The sequence below is a fragment of the Streptomyces sp. NPDC051211 genome, from assembly GCF_040689505.1.
Taxonomy (GTDB): domain Bacteria; phylum Actinomycetota; class Actinomycetes; order Streptomycetales; family Streptomycetaceae; genus Streptomyces.
This window is the reverse complement of the sequence record NZ_JBFBAV010000018.1, coordinates 25,507-42,587: the sequence shown is the minus strand read 5'-3', so window position 1 is coordinate 42,587 and position 17,081 is coordinate 25,507. Positions and strand designations below refer to the sequence as shown.

Here is a 17,081-nt window from a genome sequence, read left to right as displayed (position 1 = left end):
CGCCACCCCGCAACTCCGAAACCGCGTAGCACTGCTTAATCAAACGCGGAGAACAATTTACTTGTGCTGAGAGATCGCTCGCGGCACGGTTCTGTTCATGACAGCCGTGAGGATGACTCTCCTTGCCGCTCTCTGGGGCTCGGCCTTCCTCTGGATCCGGCTCGCCCTGGACAACGGCCTGACCCCCGTCCAGATCACCGTCGTCCGGTCCGCGCTCGGCGCGGGGGTGCTGCTGGTCCTCGCCGCACTGGCCGGCCAGCGGCTCCCCCGGGACCGCGCCACCTGGCTCCGGCTGCTGGTGGCCGCCTTCTTCTGCAACGCGCTCCCGTTCCTCCTGTTCGCCCTCGGCCAGCGCACGGTGGACTCCGGAATCGCCGGGGTCATCAACGCCACCACACCCCTGTGGTCCCTGCTCATCGGCTTCGCACTGGGCACCGACCGGCCGCTGCGCCCGGTCCGGCTGGCCGGGCTGGTGCTCGGCTTCGCCGGAGTCGTGCTGATCTTCGCCCCCTGGCAGGCCTCGGGCCTGCTGAGCCGGAACGCCCTGGCCCTGGTGGGCGCGGCCGCCAGCTACGCGGTCGCCTTCGCGTACATGGCCCGCAAACTCACCGGCCGGGGCAGCGCCCCGCTCGCCCTCTCGGCGGCCCAGCTGATGACGGCGACCGGCCTGAGCCTGCTCGCCCTGCCCACGGCCGGCGGCGCACCGGTCACCGCGACCGGGATCACCGCGACCGGCGTGCTGGCGGTGACCGCCCTGGGCGTCCTCAGCACCGGCCTGACCTTCTACCTCAGCTACCGGATCGTCGCCGACGAAGGCGCCACCAGCGCCGCGACCGTGGGCTATCTGCTGCCCGTGGTCTCCGTGTCCCTCGGCGCCCTCGTGCTCGGCGAGGAGATCGGCCCGCGCACCCTGGCGGGAATGGCCATCGTCCTCACCGGCGTCGCCCTGACCCGCCGCCCCCAGGGGGCCGCGGGCCCGGCGGACCGCACACCGAGCCGTGCGGGCCGCCTCGCGTCGCCCTGACCGGGGGTCAGGCGGTGCGGCGCAGCAGGGCCAGGTACATCGCGTCCGTGCCGTGCAGGTGCGGCCAGAGCTGGATGTCGGGGCCGTCGCCCAGGGCGGGCACGCCCGGGAGCAGGGGGCGGGCGTCGATCAGTTCGGCGGACACCGGCTGCGCGCCCGCGCCCCGGCCCTTGAGGACGTCCTCCACCACGATGCGGGTCTCCGCCAGGTGCGGGGAGCAGGTGGCGTAGCCGACCACGCCGCCCACCCGTACCGCCGACAGCGCCTCCCGCAGCAGCGCGCGCTGCAGCGGGCCGAAGTTGTCCAGGTCCTCCGGGCGGCGGCGCCAGCGCGCCTCCGGGCGGCGCCGCAGCGCGCCCAGGCCGGTGCAGGGCACGTCCATCAGGACCCGGTCGAAGGAGCCGGGCAGCCACGGCGGCCGGGTGCCGTCCGCCGTGATGACCTGGTACGGGCCGGGGTTGCCGGCCAGCGCCCGCTCCACCAGCCGGGCCCGGTGCGGCTGCTTCTCCGAGGCGAGCAGGAAGGCGCCCCGCTCCGCGGCCAGCGCGCCCAGCAGGGCTGCCTTGCCGCCGGGGCCCGCGCAGCCGTCCAGCCAGCGCCGGTCCGGGCCGTCCAGGGGAGCGTTCGCCAGGGCGATCGCGACCAGCTGGCTGCCCTCGTCCTGCACGCCCGCGCGGCCCTCGCGGACCGGCTCCAGCGCGCCCGGCTCGCCGCCTTCCGCGAGCCGGACGGCGTACGGGGACCAGCGGCCCGGCAGCGCCGAGTCCTCGCCGACGACGGCGAGCAGTTCCTCCGGGGTGGACCGGCCGGGCCTGGCCACCAGGGTGACCTCGGGCCGTTCGTTGTCGGCTTCGAGGAGGTCCTCGATGCCGGCCCGGCCGCCGCCGAGCGAGTCCCACAGCGCGGAGACGACCCAGCGCGGGTGCGAGTGGACGACCGCGAGGTGGTCCTCGGCGTCCTTCTCGTAGGGCGGGGCGACCTGCTCCAGCCAGCCGTCCAGATCGTGCGCGGAAATCTTCCGGAGCACCGCGTTCACGAACTTGGCCCGGCCGTCGCCCAGCACGACCCGCGCCAGCTCCACGCTGGCGGAGACCGCGGCGTGCGTCGGGATCCGGGTGCCGAGCAGCTGGTGCGCGCCCAGCGACAGCACGTCCAGCACCGGCGGGTCGACCTCGCGCAGCGGCCGGTCGATGCAGGCCTTGATGATCGCGTCGTAGGTGCCCTGGCGGCGCAGCGTCCCGTAGACCAGCTCGGTGGCCAGCGCCGCGTCCCGCGCGTCGAAGTCCGCGTTCTGGCGGGCCTTGCGCAGCAGCGGCGGCAGCACGAGGTTGGCGTACGCGTCCCGCTCGTCCACCGCCCGCAGCGCCTCGAAGGCGAGGATCCGGACGGGGTCCTTCTTCGGACGGCGGTACGGCTTGGGCTGCCGCCCAGCGCTGCGGGGCTGATCGCTCACGTTGAAAGGTGCTCCGGAAATACGAGAAGAACTACGAAAGGAAGTGAAAGGAAGTGCAAGGACGTACGAAGAACGGGGTCGAACGACGGTCGGGGCGCTACGGCTCAGCGTACGCCGGGTCAGCCCAGGCGCTCGCCCGCGGCGATCCGAACCCCGCGCGCCCAGTCGGCGCCGCGCATCGGCTTCTTGCCCTGCGGCTGCACCCACAGCAGTTCCACGGCGTGCGAGCCGGTCCCGACGTAGACGTTGTTCTTCGCCACGGCCAGCGCGCCCGGCGCCAGGTCGGCACGGTCCGGCAGCAGGGCCACCGAGATCAGTTTGAGCCGCTCGCCGCGGAACACCGTCCACGCGCCCGGCGCCGGGGTGCAGCCGCGGACGACCCGGTCGGCGCGCAGCGCGGGGGCGGCCCAGTCGATCCGGGCGTCCTCGACGGTGATCTTCGGCGCGAGCGAGATGCCCTCGGCCGGCTGCGGGACGGCCCGCAGGGTGCCGTCCTCGATGCCGTCCATGGTGGCGGCGAGCAGCCCGGCGCCCGCGAAGGCCAGCCGGGTCAGCAGGTCACCGCTGGTGTCGGTCGGCCGGACCTCCTCGGTCAGCACCCCGAACACCGGGCCGGAGTCCAGCCCCTCCTCGATCTGGAAGGTGGAGGCACCGGTCACCGTGTCCCCCGCCATGATCGAGTGCTGTACGGGCGCCGCGCCGCGCCAGGCCGGCAGCAGCGAGAAGTGCAGGTTGACCCAGCCGCGCTTGGGAATCTCCAGTGCGCTCTTGGGGAGCAGCGCCCCGTACGCGACGACCGGGCAGCAGTCCGGGGCGATCTCGCGGAGCCGGGCCTGGAACTCCGGGTCCTTCGGCCGGACCGGCTTGAGGACCTCGATGCCGGCCTCTTCGGCGCGCTCGGCGACGGGGCTCGCGACCAGGCGGCGGCCGCGGCCGGCGGGTGCGTCGGGCCGGGTGACGACCGCGGCCACCTCGTGCCGCCCGGAAGCGATCAGGGCGTCCAGGGCGGGCACGGCGACCTCGGGGGTGCCTGCGAAGACGAGCTTCACTGGGTCCTACCTCGCTATCTCGGCGCTGTTGCGGCTGCGGCTGGCAGCAGCGCACCAGTCTATGGGGCGGCCGGTGAGGGGGCGTACGCACATACGCGCGCCTCTCGCATATGCCGACACGCCCCCGGGGCGTGACTTCCTTGCCGCATGGAGCGTTGGTCAAGAGAGATTGACCGAAACGGGCCGCGTTCTGAACGGTGTGTGCGGCCCGATCCGCTCTTCAGCACCGGTTCGAGAGGCTTGTTCATGGCCGACCACGCCACCCACGACGCCCAAGCGCGGGCCAGTCTGCACCTTCTGGTGCGGGACATCGAGCGGGTCCGCCGGCAGGTGGATGCTCTGCGCACGCTCACCGCCCAGCTCGGCAACGTCTACCGCCCGCGCCGCTCCGGTCCCTCCACCGGCTTCGTCGTCTACGGCCGGGCCCCCGCGCCCACCGTCCGCCTCGCGCAGGAACTGCGGGACAGCGTCGAGACGCTGGTCACCGCGGCGGTCGACTTCGACCGCTCACTCGGCTTCTCGTGGGACGCGGTCGGCTCCGCGCTCGGAGTCACCAAGCAGGCCGTGCACCGGCGGTACGGGGCGCGGCGCGCCCAGACGACGGAGTCGGCGGAGCAGCCGACCGAGGCCGCGGCCACGCGGACGCTGGGCATCCCCACCGTCCCGGCGGCCCGCTCGGTCCCCCCGCAGCCCCTCCGCGAGGAGGCCACGGCCTCTGCCCGCTCGGCCTTCCCGGCCCCCCGCAACGGCTGATTCCGCCCCGCCCCCCAGAGGACCGCCCGGCGCCCGCACCACGGCGCCCGGCGGTTCTTCGGCGTCCGCTCAGGAGGACGCCCGCGCTCCGGGCACCGCGGAGCCCGCGGAATCGCCGCCGGGCTCGGAGCCGGCGGAGCCCACGGAGCCCGCGGAATCCACGCCGGGCGCGGAGTCGGTGCGGGGCTCCGCGCCCCGTTCCCAGGTCAGCCGCACGGCGAAGTTGCCTTCCGCCGCCGTCTTGGCGATCACGGCCCCGGCCTCCGCGTTGATCTTCACCCCGAGTTCCACCTCGACGGTGCTCGGCGGGGTGGCCAGGCCGGCCAGCCGGTCCAGCAGGGCCGCGGCGGCGGCCGCCACCTGGTCGAAGCTCTCCGTCAGCGTCCGGGCTGCGGTCCCCGCGATCTCCCCCGGCCGCGCGGCCCGGACGATCCCGGAACCGGCCCGCCCGACCTCCAACACCACATGGTCGCCGCCCTCCAGCGGCACCCGGATGAGCTGTGTCTCCTCAGCCACGCGTTCCGTCCAATCCCTCGCACAGCGGCCCCCGATGGGCCCCGTAGGGCAGCTTGCCCTCCACGGAGGCCGGAAGTGTCTCGTCCCCGAGGATCCGGCAGAACGCGGCCATCGCCCGGGCGGCTTCACCCGCGCTGACCGGGGCCTGGCCCTTGTCCTTGTCCTTGTCCTTCTCCTGGTCCTTGCCGGCCGGAGCGGGCAGCCGGCCCACCGGATCGTCCCCGCCCGGCCCGACGACGGCCACCAGCCCCCGGTCCGACAGCACCGCCGCGGGCTCGGCAGCGGTACCCGCCAGGTCGACCTGCCAGGTCCCGCCGATCCGCACGACCGGCCCGGGCTCGGGGGCACCGGCCAACGGAAGCAATGCGGTGCTGTAGAGCAGCGTCCGGTCGCCCTCGTCGGTCACGCTCACCCCGGAAACGTTCTCCTGCTGCGTGATCGCCTCCTGCCGTACGACCCTGCCGCCCGGCAGCTCCTGCACGGTCAGCCGCTGCTTCAGCACCATGCCCTCGACACCGCCCTCGACCACCGCCAGCCGGGTCAGGCCGGGACTCAGGTCCACGGTCGTCATGCCGGACGCCGGGGGTTTGAACCGCGTCTCCCGGCTCACCGCCGGAGCCTTGCCGCGCAGATCCCACACCTTCAGGGTGATGGACAGGTCCATCCCCTCTTTCAGCGTGAGGAGCTGGTCGCCGCCGGCACTCGGCCACATCTCGTCCACCAGCTCGGGCAGGCCCGGCATGGTCTTCCTGATCCGTCCGTCGGCCACGTTCCACAACACCAGGCGCCCCACCTTGTTCGCCGGACCCGTCTTCGCCACCAGCACGGTGGAGTCGGGGGTGAAGGCGAAGCGCTCGTACGTCGTCGGCAGCCGGTCGAAGCCGGGGATGTCCGGCAGCGCGATGTCCGGCAGGTCCACACCGAGCCCGGGGACCTCCGAGAGCCCGAGGTCGAGGTCCGTGTCCCTGACCAGGTCGCCCTCCGCAGGCCGCTCCAGTTCCCGGAACGTCCCGCCCTGTACGTCATACAGCTCCACCGGAAGGCCGCGCAGGTCCGCGGGCTCGGAGGGCGCCGCGGTGGGCAACGACGCGAGCATGGACCGGGTCATGGCCAGCACCGTCCCGTCCGGGCTGACCGCCACCACGTCCGCTTGGCGGCCGGTGCCCGTCCTGCGCAGCCCCGCGCCATCCCGGCGCAGCACCAGCACCTCGCCGGCGGCCGACCGCGCGGCGGTCACCCGGCCGCCGGCACCGGTGGCGAACTGCCCGGACCGCCCCGTCAGACCCAGCAGCGCCCCCTCCTGGATGCCGTGGCGCGGCGCGAGCACGTCGGCGAATCCGTAGCGTGCGTGGAGCTCGCCGAGCCGGGCGCGGGTCTGCCCGCTGTCGTCCGTCCGGTAGGCGCGGAGCGCCAGCAGCAGGGCCGTGTACGCGCCGTCGCCGCCCATGTCGGCCTCCGCATCCCGCGACTGCTGGAGCAGCACCTCCGCCGCCTGCCCCGCCTTGTCCTCGTTGACGCCGGTCTGCCACACCAGGAAACCCCCACCGCCCAGCAGCGCCAGCACCGCGACCAGGGCGGTGGCCACGGTCGCCCGCCGGCGCCGCCCCCGCTCGCTCGCCGCGATGAACGCCTCCTCGGAGGGCCGCAGCTCGCCCGGCCGGCCGGTGCGCCACTTGCGCGCGTCCCGCAGTTCCTGGCCGCGCAGCAGGCGTCGCGCGGGCCGCGCGTCGGCGGACCACACGGCGATGGCGCGCCGGATGCCCTCCTGCCACGTCCGGAACTCCCGGTCCTGCTCGAAGTACGCGCGCAGCCTGCCCCACTGGGTCAGCAGGGTCTCGTGGGCCAGTTCCACGGTCTCCTCGGGCGGGCCCCCGTCCCTGTGGTAGTCCTCGCCCGGCACGACCAGGCGGGTGGTCATCAGACGCTGGGCCAGCCGCCACTGCTCGGGGCGGAGTTCGGAGCGGGCCAGGGTGCGCCGGGTGGGGGCGGTGCCGCCGTCGCCCGGGTGGACGAGCTGGACCAGCAGGGCCCGGGCGGCGCGCTGTTCGGTTTCGCTGAGGGCGCCCGTCCAGATCTGTTCGGCGTGGGTGACCAGGGCGTCGTGGACCCGGCCCAGGGACTCGTACGCGGCGTGGCCGATCCGGCCGTGCCGCTGCCGCTCCCACAGCCTGGTCAGGGTGAACTCCAGCAGCGGCAGCCGGCCCGGATCGGTCCCTACGTCGTCCAGGAGGCGGTCGACCAGGCCGGGCTCGTAGGAGACCCCACTGGCCTCCGGCGGGCGGACCACGGCCTCCCGCAGTTCCTCGTCCGACATCGCTCCGACCGTGAACAGCCGGTCGCCGGCGAACAGCGGGGCCAGCCCCGGGTGGCCGAGGACCGGGGTGAGGAAGTCGGCGCGCAGGGTGGTGACGATCCTGAGCCGGGAGCCCGGGTGCAGGCTGTACGCCAGCGCGGCGGCGAGCGCGTCGACATCGGCCCGCTCGGTCCCGGTGAGGGCCTCCTCGAACTGGTCGACGACCACCAGGAGCCGGTCCTTGCCCTGCCGGCCGAGCAGCCGCTCGACGACATCGGCGATCCGGCCCTCCGCCAACAACCCGGCCAGCGCCGGTAACTCGGCCAGCCGGGCGGTCTCGGTCAGGTCGGGCTCCAGCAGCGGCAGCAGGGCCAGCGCGAGCGCCTCCAGCGGGGAGCGGCCCAGCCGCCCGGGGCGGAAGACCACGACCTCCAGCCCCGGCCGCCCGCGCAGCAGCGGCAGCACCCCCGCGAACAGCAGGGAGGACTTGCCGCAGCCGGAAGGCCCGACGAGGTTGGTCACCGGGGCGTGGCCCAGCAGGTCGGCGATCCGGCGGGCGGGTTCCGCGCGGCCGTGGAAGAAAGGGGCGTCGCGCTCCTCGAAGGGCTCCAGGGAGCGGAACGGGCAAGCGGGCAGGGCCGTCTCGAGCAGCCCCGACCAGCTCTCGCGCAGATCCTCGGTCGGGATCAGATAGCCGGTGCGCACATCGGCCCGGTCGTCGGCGGCGACCACGATGCCGACCACGCCGCCCTCGGCGACGTCCCAGACGGGTGCGCCGGAGAAGCCGGGAACCACGCGGTGCTCGCTGGCCGGATCCGCGTCGTACTGGAGCCAGCCCGTCCCGGTGGCCCCGCGCAGCCAGCCCACGCTCCAGGCGCCGAGGTCGTAGCCCGCCGGGAAGCCGAACGTACGGACCCGCCGGTCGGCGGCCGCTCCGTGCTCCACCAGCCGGGCGATGGGCACCCGGGCCGGCGGGTCGGTGAGCAGCCGCAGGACGGCGACGTCGCCGGAGCCGTCGGGCCCTACCGGGGTCCAGGTGCCGATCCGGGCCTCTACCCGGGTGCCGCGCGCGGCGAGCGGGAAGTCGATCCACAGCCGGCCGTCCGGGGCTTCCCGGGTGTCGTCCGGCATGCCGAGCGCCTTGGCGACGACATGGGCGCAGGTGATCACCTCGCGCTGCCCCGCGCGGAACCCCGCCCCGTGGGGCACGCCCCCCGCGTCCAGGATCCGCGCGACCGCCGCGTCGCTCGGCGCTGCACTGACCGCGTCCACAGCGGCCCCCTTTCCCCCGACAACGGCGCCGCACCAGCCCACCCGGCAGGGGCACGTCCCGCCCCGCCGGCGTTCCAGGCGCAGGGGTCCGGGGGCCGGCCCCCGGCAACGGCGCGGCACCGGACCCGCACGTGCAGCCCGCTTCCCCCTCACGCACCCCAGCAGGCTAACGCGGTGTCAGCCGATGTCCAGGGGGTCTACCCGGACACGTACCGCATCGGCGGCCGGCAGCCCCCGCGCGGTTCTGGCCGCCTGCGCCGACTTCAGGGCCGCCGCCAGCGCGGCCCCGCTCCCCGGCGGGACCCGGATCAAGGCCCGCTCCCCGGGCGAGGGGGCACCGCGCCGGCCCGGCAGCGGCACCGGACCCAGGATTTCCGCGTCCGGCGGGAGTTCCGCCGCCGCCAGGAAGGATTCGACCGCTTCCGCCCGCCCCGCCACCGACGCCATCCGCGACACCGGCGGGAATCCCAGCTGCGCCCGCTCCGCCAGCTCCCGCAGCGCGTGCCCCACGGGATCCCAGCGCACCAGCGCCTGGACCGGCCGCAGCGTCGGCTCGGCCACCACCACGACCGTGCCGTCCGCCCGGACCAGCGACGCCGCCGCGAGCCAGCGGCGCAGTGCCTCCTCGCCGGCCCGCAGGTCGGGCCGGCCGAGCATGGCCCACCCGTCCAGCAGCAGCCCGGCCGCATAGCCCTCCCCGGCCGCGACCGGTTCGGCGCCGGGCGTGGACACCACCAGCGCCGGACGGTCCGGCACCAGGTCCAGAATGTGGTCCCGGCCGGAGGTGCGGACCGGGACGGCGGGAAAGGCCCGGCCCAGCTCCTCGGCCGTCCGCCGCGCCCCCACCACCTGCGCGCGCAGCCGGAACGACCCGCACTCCTCGCAGTGCCAGGACGGCTCCGGCCGCCCGCACCAGCCGCAGGTCAGATCCCGCTCGTCGGGCGCCTCCAGCGGTCCCGCGCAGGCCCGGCACCGGGCCGGGGTCCGGCAGCGCTCGCACGCCAGCCGGGGCACATAGCCGCGCCGCGGCACCTGCACCAGTACCGGCCCGGTCTTGAGGCCCTCCCGTACGGTCTCCCACGCCAGGCTGGGCAGCCGGGCCGCGCGGGCCGCCTCGTCCCGGGCCAGCAGTTCGTCGCCGACGGTCCTGATCCGCGGCGCGGCGGCCCGTACCGTCTCCCGGTCGGCGACCAGCGGCCGCGCCCAGCCGGATTCGACCAGCTGGGCGGCCTCCACGGTGCAGCCGGTGCTGCCGGCCAGGAAGCCGCAGCCGTCGCCGACCGCCCGTAGTTCCAGGACTTCCCGGACGTGCGGGAAGGGCGCGTTGTCGTCGCTGTGGCTGGAGTCGCCGTCGTCCCAGACCGCCACCAGGCCCAGGTCCCGGACCGGCGCGAACATGGCGGCCCGGGTGCCGATGACCGCGCGCACCGACCCCCGGTGGACGGCCAGCCACTGCCGGTACCGCTTCTCCGGGCCGGATTCGGCGGTGAGGAGGGCGTGCCGGCCCTCGCCGAGCAGGGCGGTGAGCGCCGCGTCCACCCGGCCGGCCGTCCGGCCGTCGGGCAGGACCGCGAGCGCGCCCCGCCCCGAGGCGAGGGTCGCGGCGATGGCGCGGGCCAGTTCGTCGGCCCAGCCGGGGCCGGGCAGCGCCGTCCAGACGGCCCGTGGGCTGCCGCCCTCGGCGAGGGCGCGCAGGAAGCCGGGCCCGGCCGGGTAGCGGGCCCAGCCGCCCGGGTCGGGGGCGGCGGGCGGCGGCAGCGGCTCCGGGGATGGCTTGGCTTCGGCGCGGGCGTTGCGCGGCGGCAGGGCCAGCTGCAGTACGTCGGCCAGGCTGCCCGCGTACCGGTCGGCGACGGCCCGGGCCAGCGCGAGCATCCGCGGGGTGAGGACCACCTCGGGCGAGACCACGTGGGCGAGGGCGGCCAGCGGGCCGTGGTAGTCGGTGTCGGCCCGGCGCTCCACGATGAAGCCGTCGATCAGGCCGCCGCCCTCGCGGCGCCCGCCGTGCACGTGGTGCGCGCCGGCGCCGAACCGCACCCGGACCCGGACGCCGGGCTGCGCGGCCTCGGAGAGCTCCTCGGGGACGGCGTAGTCCCAGAGCTGGTCGAGGTGGAGCACGCCCTTGTTGACCAGGATCCGGGCGACCGGCAGGTCGGCGGCGACGGCGGCGCCCCGCCAGGTCCGCGGTTTGGCCTTGGGTGCCTTGGCCCTGGCTTCGGCGACCATGTCGCGGATGAGCGCGAGCTGCTCCGGCGGCCCGCCCGGACTCCCGTCCGCGGCCCGCTCCTCCGACTCGTTCTCGCTGCTCACAGCAGCATTCTTACCAAACGCCACCGACAACGGCGGAGGGCCCGGACCGTTCCCGGTCCGGGCCCTCCGTCGTGCTTCCTGCTTACTGACCGGCTGCTTACAGGCCGGCGGCCGCGCGCAGCGCGTCCACGCGGTCGGTGCGCTCCCAGGTGAAGTCCGGCAGCTCACGGCCGAAGTGGCCGTACGCGGCGGTCTGGGCGTAGATCGGGCGCAGCAGGTCGAGGTCGCGGATGATCGCGGCCGGGCGGAGGTCGAAGACCTCGGCGATGGCGTGCTCGATCTTCGCGACGTCCACCTTGGCGGTGCCGAAGGTCTCGACGAAGAGACCGACCGGCTCGGCCTTGCCGATCGCGTACGCGACCTGGACCTCGCAGCGCGAGGCGAGGCCGGCGGCCACGACGTTCTTGGCGACCCAGCGCATGGCGTAGGCGGCGGAACGGTCGACCTTGGACGGGTCCTTGCCGGAGAAGGCGCCGCCACCGTGGCGGGCCATGCCGCCGTAGGTGTCGATGATGATCTTGCGGCCGGTGAGGCCGGCGTCGCCCATCGGGCCGCCGATCTCGAAGCGCCCGGTCGGGTTGACCAGCAGGCGGTAGCCCTCGGTGTCCAGCTTGATGCCGTCCTCGACGAGCTCCTTCAGCACGTGCTCGACGACGAACTCGCGGATGTCGGGCGCGAGCAGCGAGTCGAGGTCGATGTCCGCGGCGTGCTGCGAGGAGACGACGACGGTGTCGAGGCGGACGGCCTTGTCGCCGTCGTACTCGATGGTGACCTGGGTCTTGCCGTCGGGGCGCAGGTACGGGATGGTCCCGTTCTTGCGGACCTCGGACAGGCGGCGGGAGAGCCGGTGCGCGATGTGGATCGGCAGCGGCATCAGCTCGGGGGTCTCGTCGGTCGCGTAACCGAACATCAGGCCCTGGTCGCCGGCGCCCTGCTTGTCGAGCTCGTCCTCGTCGCCCTCGACTCGGGTCTCGTACGCGGTGTCGACGCCCTGTGCGATGTCCGGGGACTGCGCGCCGATGGACACCGACACGCCGCAGGAGGCGCCGTCGAAGCCCTTCTTCGAGGAGTCGTAGCCGATCTCGAGGATCTTCTCGCGGACCAGCTGGGCGATCGGCGCGTAGGCCTTGGTGGTCACCTCGCCCGCGATGTGGACCAGACCGGTGGTGATCAGGGTCTCCACGGCGACGCGGGACGTGGGGTCCTCGCGCAGCAGGGCATCGAGAATGGTGTCGCTGATCTGGTCAGCGATCTTGTCGGGGTGGCCCTCGGTGACGGACTCCGAGGTGAAGAGACGGCGGGACACATCGCTCCCTGGGGTTGCAGCGGCTGCTGGCTGAGCATTTGGCGGTGCGGTACCGGGGGCTGCGCCCGGACTCGTTCCGGGTTCAGCTTATCGGGCGACACCCCCCGCAAGACCACCTGTCTCGCCTTCTGGGAGCTCTGTGACCTGCGGCACTCCATTCTGACCCGATACGGAGCCCCGGAACAAGGTTCGTTGATCAAGCCTGTCAGGTCGCCAGCCGCGGCGTCACGTGGTCCCAGACCACATCGGCGAGGATTTCCTTCGGACCGTAGGGCACAGGGGTCTCTGCGCCGTCGGATGCAAGGATCACCGCTTCGTTCTCTTCGGACCCGAACGTCTTGCGTTCGCCGACCTCGTTGACCACCAGCAGGTCGCAGCCCTTGCGGAGCAGCTTGCTGCGCCCGTTGGCGAGGACCTCGTCGGTCTCGGCGGCGAAGCCGACCACGACCTGGCCGGGGCGGGCCCGGCGGGCGGAGATCTCCGCGAGGATGTCGGGGTTCCGTACGAGGGCGACCGGCGCCGGCTCCTGCCCGTCCTTCTTCTTGATCTTGCCCGAGGCGTAGTCGGCGGGCCGGAAATCGGCCACGGCGGCGGCCATGACCACGGCGTCCGCGTCGGTCGCCGCCTTGAGCACCGCCTCGCGCAGCTGTACGGCCGTCCCTACGCGGACCACGTCCGCCCCGGCCGGGTCGGGCAGGGCGGTGTTGGCCGCGATCAGGGTGACGCGGGCGCCGCGGGCCACGGCGGTGCGGGCGAGGGCGTACCCCTGCTTGCCGGAGGACCGGTTGCCGAGGTAGCGGACCGGGTCGAGGGGTTCGCGGGTTCCGCCGGCGCTGATCACCACGTGGCGGCCGGCCAGGTCGGGTTCGGTGATCCCGCGCGCGAGCACCCTGCGGCAGACCTCGAAGATCTCCTCGGGGTCGGGCAGCCGGCCCTTGCCGGTGTCCTTGCCGGTGAGCCGGCCGACGGCGGGCTCGATGACCAGCGCGCCGCGCCGGCGCAGGGTGGCCACGTTCTCCTGGGTGGCGGGGTGCTCCCACATCTCGGTGTGCATGGCGGGGGCGAAGACCACCGGGCAGCGGGCGGTGAGCAGCGTGTTCGTCAGCAGGTCGTCGGCGAGGCCGTGGGCGGCCTTGGCCAGCATGTCGGCGGTGGCGGGGGCGACGACGACGAGGTCGGCGCCCTGGCCGATCCGGACGTGGGGCACCTCGTGGACGGTCTCCCAGACCTCGGTGGAGGCGGGGTTGCCGGAGAGGGCGGCCCAGGTGGCCTCGCCGACGAAGTGCAGCGCCGACTCGGTCGGCACCACGCGCACGTCGTGCCCGGACTCGGTCAGCCGCCGCAGCAGCTCGCAGGCCTTGTAGGCGGCGATCCCGCCGCTGACCCCCAGCACGACCTTCGGCTTGCTGCCCACTGCTTCTCCCGTGGATCGGTTGTCGTCGGTACCCATGACACACCACAGGCCCGGCAGAAGCACTGCCGGGCCTGTGGTGAAGGAATGTCGTGCCTTACTGGGCCGGGGCCTCGATGGCCTCGGAGGTCAGCAGACCCGCGTTGATCTCGCGCAGCGCGATCGAAAGCGGCTTCTCGTGGACGTGGGTGTCCACCAGCGGGCCGACGTACTCGAGCAGGCCCTCACCGAGCTGCGAGTAGTACGCGTTGATCTGACGCGCGCGCTTTGCCGCGTAGATCACGAGACTGTACTTCGAGTCAGTAGCCTCGAGCAGCTCGTCGATCGGCGGGTTGATGATGCCCTCGGGCGCGGTGATGGAAGAGGACACGCTCTACCTTCCGAAGATGGATAAATGATCAAACAAACGATCAAACAACTTCCATCAAGGCTAGCAGCTCACGCGCCACGTCCTCGACGGAGGTGTTGACCAGGGTGGTGTCGAACTCGGATTCGGCGGCGAGCTCGATCTTGGCGGCGGCGAGCCGGCGCGCGATCACCTCCGCCGATTCGGTGCCCCGGCCGGTGAGCCGGCGGACCAGCTCCTCCCAGCCCGGCGGGGCCAGGAAGACCAGCAGCGCCTCGGGCATGGACTCGCGGACCAGCCGCGCGCCCTGCAGGTCGATCTCCAGCAGCACCGGCTCACCGTTGTCGAGCCGTTCGAGCACCGCCGCCCGGGGGGTGCCGTAGCGGTTGCCCGCGAACTCCGCCCACTCCAGCAGCTCGCCGTTGGCGATCAGCTTGTCGAACTCGTCGTCGGTGACGAAAAAGTAGTGGACGCCGTGCCGCTCACCGGGTCGCGGCTTACGGGTGGTGGCCGACACCGAGAGCCATACCTCCGGGTGGACCTTGCGCATATGCGCGACGACCGTGCTCTTACCGACCCCTGAGGGGCCGGAGAGCACGGTCAGCCGCGGACGAACCTCTGCTGCCATGAAGCGATTATCCAGGTTCCAGGGACTGCCTGAGAACGCCGGGAGAACTTCGGGCGACGCCTCAGGCGCCGCTGCCGCCGAACTCGCGCTCCAGAGAGGCGATCTGGTTGGAACCGAGACCCCGAACACGTCGGGACTCGGAGATGCCGAGGCGCTCCATGATCTGCTTGGCGCGGACCTTGCCCACGCCGGGCAGGGACTCCAGGAGGGCGGAGACCTTCATCTTGCCGATGACGTCGTTCTCCTGTCCCTGCTTGATGACCTCGTGGAGGGAGGCGCCGGAGTGCTTGAGTCGATTCTTGACCTCGGCCCGCTCCCGGCGAGCCGCGGCGGCCTTTTCGAGCGCGGCTGCGCGCTGTTCAGGGGTAAGGGGCGGAAGAGCCACGCCTACGTCACCTCGGATGTCGAACTGTCGGATACGGACCGGTGGGCAACGCGGTGGCGCCACACCAGGCGAGCGCAACGAACAGCTGTTGCTCTCGTTCGCTCTGGTCGGAGACTAGCGGCCAGGGCCGCTCCAGTCAGCGAGAACGGACGAAAAGTCCTGGTCAGCCTCCACTGAACCGTACATCACAGACAAACTACCCCGGTTTTGTCCGGTCGTGGACCTCTGATTTCGTCAGGTCAAGCAGTGTGCGAGCCCGACTGCATCCCATGACGAGCGACTATGCCCCGACCGCCGCGCGGATCTCGTCCGCGAAGGCGCGGGCCGAGGCCCGCAGGGACCCGACGTCCGGACCGTGCTTCAGGACGCCCCGCGAGACGTTCGGGACCACGTTGCGCACGGCCGCGCCGAAGACCGCCGGGAGGTCCGCCGCCGTCGCCCCCTGCGCCCCGATGCCGGGCGCCAGCAGCGGCCCGTTGATGTCCAGGTCGAAGGAGGACAGGTCGCCGAGCGTGGCGCCCACGACGGCTCCGAAGGAGCCCAGGGGCGAGGCGCCCGCGTTCTCCGCCGCCAGGTGCGCCAGCATGGTCGCGCCGATCGTCCGGCCGTCCTCGCGGACCGCCCGCTGGACCTCCGCGCCCTCCGGGTTGGAGGTGAGGGCCAGCACGAACAGGCCGGCGCCCGATTCCCGCGCCAGGTCCACCGCGGGCTTCAGCGAGCCGTAGCCCAGGTACGGGGAGACCGTCAGCGCGTCCGAGAACAGCGGGGAGTCCTTCCGCAGGAAGGTCTCCGCGTACGCGGCCATCGTCGAGCCGATGTCCCCGCGCTTGGCGTCCATGACGACCAGCGTGCCCGCGGCCCGCGCGTCGGCCACCGTACGCTCCAGCACCGCGATCCCGCGCGAGCCGAACCGTTCGAAGAAGGCGGCCTGCGGCTTGAAGACGGCGACCTGGTCGGCCAGTGCCTCGACCACGGTGCGGGAGAACCGCTCCAGGCCGGCGATGTCGTCGTTCAGGCCCCAGGAGGAGAGCAGGGCGGCGTGCGGGTCGATGCCGACGCACAGCGGGCCGCGCTCGTCCATCGCGGAGCGCAGGCGGGTGCCGAAAGGGACCAGCCGCCCGGAGGGCGCCGATGGGGGGCGGTGGTCGGGCGACGGGTGGGACAGGGTCACTTCGCGGCCTTTCGGGTTTCGGCGCCCACCGCTTCTGCGAGGGTCGCGTACGGGCTGGCGGCCAGGCGCGCGGCCAGGCCCTTGTGGACGGCTCGGGCGTAGAAGGGGCCCTCGTAGATGAAGGCGCTGTAGCCCTGGACCAGGGTGGCGCCGGCCAGGATCCGCTGCCAGGCGTCCTCGGCGTTCTCGATGCCGCCGACGCCCACCAGCACCAGGCGGTCGCCCACGCGGGCGTAGAGGCGGCGCAGGACCTCCAGCGACCGCTCCTTGACGGGCGCGCCGGACAACCCGCCGGTCTCCTTGACGAGGGCGGGCGAGGACTTCAGCCCCAGGCCCTCCCGGGCGATGGTGGTGTTGGTGGCGATGATGCCGTCCAGGCCCAGCTCCAGCGCCAGGTCGGCGACCGCGTCCACGTCCTCGTCGGCCAGATCCGGGGCGATCTTGACGAGCAGCGGGACCCGGCGGTCGGTGACCGTGCGGTCGGCGGCCTCGCGGACCGCGGTGAGCAGCGGCCGCAGGGATTCGGTGGCCTGGAGGTTGCGCAGGCCGGGGGTGTTGGGCGAGGAGACGTTCACCACGAGGTAGTCGGCGTGGCGGGCGAGGCGTTCGGTGGACAGCACGTAGTCGGAGGCGGCCTCGGCCTCGGGCACGACCTTGGTCTTGCCGATGTTGACGCCGACGACGGTCCGGAAGACGGGCTTGCGGGTCGCCAGCCGCTCGGCGACGGCCTCGGAGCCCTCGTTGTTGAAGCCCATCCGGTTGATCAGCGCCCGGTCCGGGACGAGCCGGAACAGCCGCTTCTTGGGGTTGCCGGGCTGGGCCTGCCCGGTGACGGTGCCGATCTCGATGTGGTCGAAGCCGAGCATGGACATGCCGTCGATGGCGACCGCGTTCTTGTCGAAGCCGGCGGCGAGGCCGAACGGGCCGTGCATGCGCAGGCCCAGCGCCTCGGTGCGGAGGGTCTCGTAGCGGGGGGCCAGCGCCGCCGCGACGAAGGTGCGGAGCACCGGGGTGCGGGCGGCGAGCCGGATCCAGCGGAAGGCCAGGTAGTGGGCCTGCTCCGGGTCCATCCGCTTGAAGACCAGGTTGAAGAAGAGCTTGTACATCGTCGTTGAGTCCCTTACGTCCCTCGTGCGGTCATGAGAAGGGGGACACCCGTTGAGT

General features: G+C 73.5%; 14 protein-coding genes. 2 read left to right on the top strand and 12 right to left on the bottom strand.

Going from position 1 to position 17,081, the window contains the following annotated elements:
* Positions 1 to 97 precede the first annotated feature (97 nt).
* Positions 98 to 1,024: a DMT family transporter gene (locus tag AB0447_RS19445; RefSeq protein ID WP_366477917.1), complete on the top strand. Its 927-nt coding sequence runs from the start codon at positions 98 to 100 to the stop codon at positions 1,022 to 1,024.
* 7 nt (positions 1,025 to 1,031) lie between these two features.
* Here the strand turns inward: AB0447_RS19445 and AB0447_RS19440 are convergent, their stop codons facing one another.
* Together AB0447_RS19440 and fmt are read right to left on the bottom strand one after the other, a co-directional pair.
* A complete protein-coding gene (locus AB0447_RS19440; RefSeq protein WP_366477916.1) occupies positions 1,032 to 2,477 on the bottom strand; it encodes a transcription antitermination factor NusB in 1,446 nt (481 codons plus the stop codon).
* Positions 2,478 to 2,596: 119 nt separating this feature from the next.
* The gene (gene fmt, locus AB0447_RS19435) at positions 2,597 to 3,526 is read right to left on the bottom strand and encodes a methionyl-tRNA formyltransferase (RefSeq protein ID WP_366477915.1); all 930 of its coding nucleotides are present in this window, start codon (positions 3,524 to 3,526) and stop codon (positions 2,597 to 2,599) included.
* Positions 3,527 to 3,772: 246 nt separating this feature from the next.
* Between fmt and AB0447_RS19430 the strand changes: the two genes are divergently transcribed.
* Positions 3,773 to 4,279, top strand: a complete 507-nt coding sequence (locus AB0447_RS19430; protein WP_366477914.1) for a hypothetical protein — start codon at positions 3,773 to 3,775, stop codon at positions 4,277 to 4,279.
* Positions 4,280 to 4,348: 69 nt separating this feature from the next.
* Here AB0447_RS19430 and AB0447_RS19425 read toward each other — a convergent pair whose 3' ends face one another.
* The 10 genes from AB0447_RS19425 to AB0447_RS19380 all read right to left on the bottom strand — a co-directional run bounded on the left by AB0447_RS19425 (position 4,349) and on the right by AB0447_RS19380 (position 17,023).
* Entirely contained in the window at positions 4,349 to 4,795 is a 447-nt protein-coding gene (locus AB0447_RS19425) for a CU044_2847 family protein (RefSeq protein ID WP_366477913.1), read from the bottom strand.
* A complete protein-coding gene (locus tag AB0447_RS19420) occupies positions 4,788 to 8,360 on the bottom strand; it encodes a trypsin-like peptidase domain-containing protein (protein WP_366477912.1) in 3,573 nt (1,190 codons plus the stop codon). The genes AB0447_RS19425 and AB0447_RS19420 overlap by 8 nt, the downstream gene beginning before the upstream one ends.
* Before the next feature lie 177 nt (positions 8,361 to 8,537).
* A complete protein-coding gene (locus tag AB0447_RS19415; RefSeq protein WP_366477911.1) occupies positions 8,538 to 10,670 on the bottom strand; it encodes a primosomal protein N' in 2,133 nt (710 codons plus the stop codon).
* Positions 10,671 to 10,767: 97 nt separating this feature from the next.
* Complete coding sequence (gene metK, locus AB0447_RS19410; protein ID WP_366477910.1) at positions 10,768 to 11,976, bottom strand: methionine adenosyltransferase; 1,209 nt, start codon at positions 11,974 to 11,976, stop codon at positions 10,768 to 10,770.
* A gap of 205 nt (positions 11,977 to 12,181) precedes the next feature.
* Positions 12,182 to 13,426 carry a bifunctional phosphopantothenoylcysteine decarboxylase/phosphopantothenate--cysteine ligase CoaBC gene (gene coaBC, locus AB0447_RS19405; protein WP_366477909.1) on the bottom strand — a complete coding sequence of 415 codons (1,245 nt, stop codon included), beginning with the start codon at positions 13,424 to 13,426 and terminating at the stop codon, positions 12,182 to 12,184.
* A 58-nt stretch (positions 13,427 to 13,484) separates the two neighbouring features.
* On the bottom strand, positions 13,485 to 13,757 hold the full coding sequence (gene rpoZ / locus AB0447_RS19400; protein ID WP_004948662.1) for a DNA-directed RNA polymerase subunit omega: 273 nt from the start codon (positions 13,755 to 13,757) through the stop codon (positions 13,485 to 13,487).
* A 40-nt stretch (positions 13,758 to 13,797) separates the two neighbouring features.
* Positions 13,798 to 14,361, bottom strand: coding sequence for a guanylate kinase (gmk, locus tag AB0447_RS19395; RefSeq protein ID WP_366477908.1), 564 nt, complete (start codon positions 14,359 to 14,361; stop codon positions 13,798 to 13,800).
* A gap of 61 nt (positions 14,362 to 14,422) precedes the next feature.
* Positions 14,423 to 14,746, bottom strand: a complete 324-nt coding sequence (locus AB0447_RS19390) for an integration host factor (RefSeq protein ID WP_016638838.1) — start codon at positions 14,744 to 14,746, stop codon at positions 14,423 to 14,425.
* 280 nt (positions 14,747 to 15,026) lie between these two features.
* Positions 15,027 to 15,860 (bottom strand): orotidine-5'-phosphate decarboxylase, encoded by an 834-nt coding sequence (gene pyrF / locus AB0447_RS19385; protein WP_366478000.1) that lies wholly within the window; start codon positions 15,858 to 15,860, stop codon positions 15,027 to 15,029.
* 53 nt (positions 15,861 to 15,913) lie between these two features.
* Positions 15,914 to 17,023, bottom strand: coding sequence for a quinone-dependent dihydroorotate dehydrogenase (locus tag AB0447_RS19380; protein WP_366477907.1), 1,110 nt, complete (start codon positions 17,021 to 17,023; stop codon positions 15,914 to 15,916).
* Positions 17,024 to 17,081 lie beyond the last annotated feature (58 nt).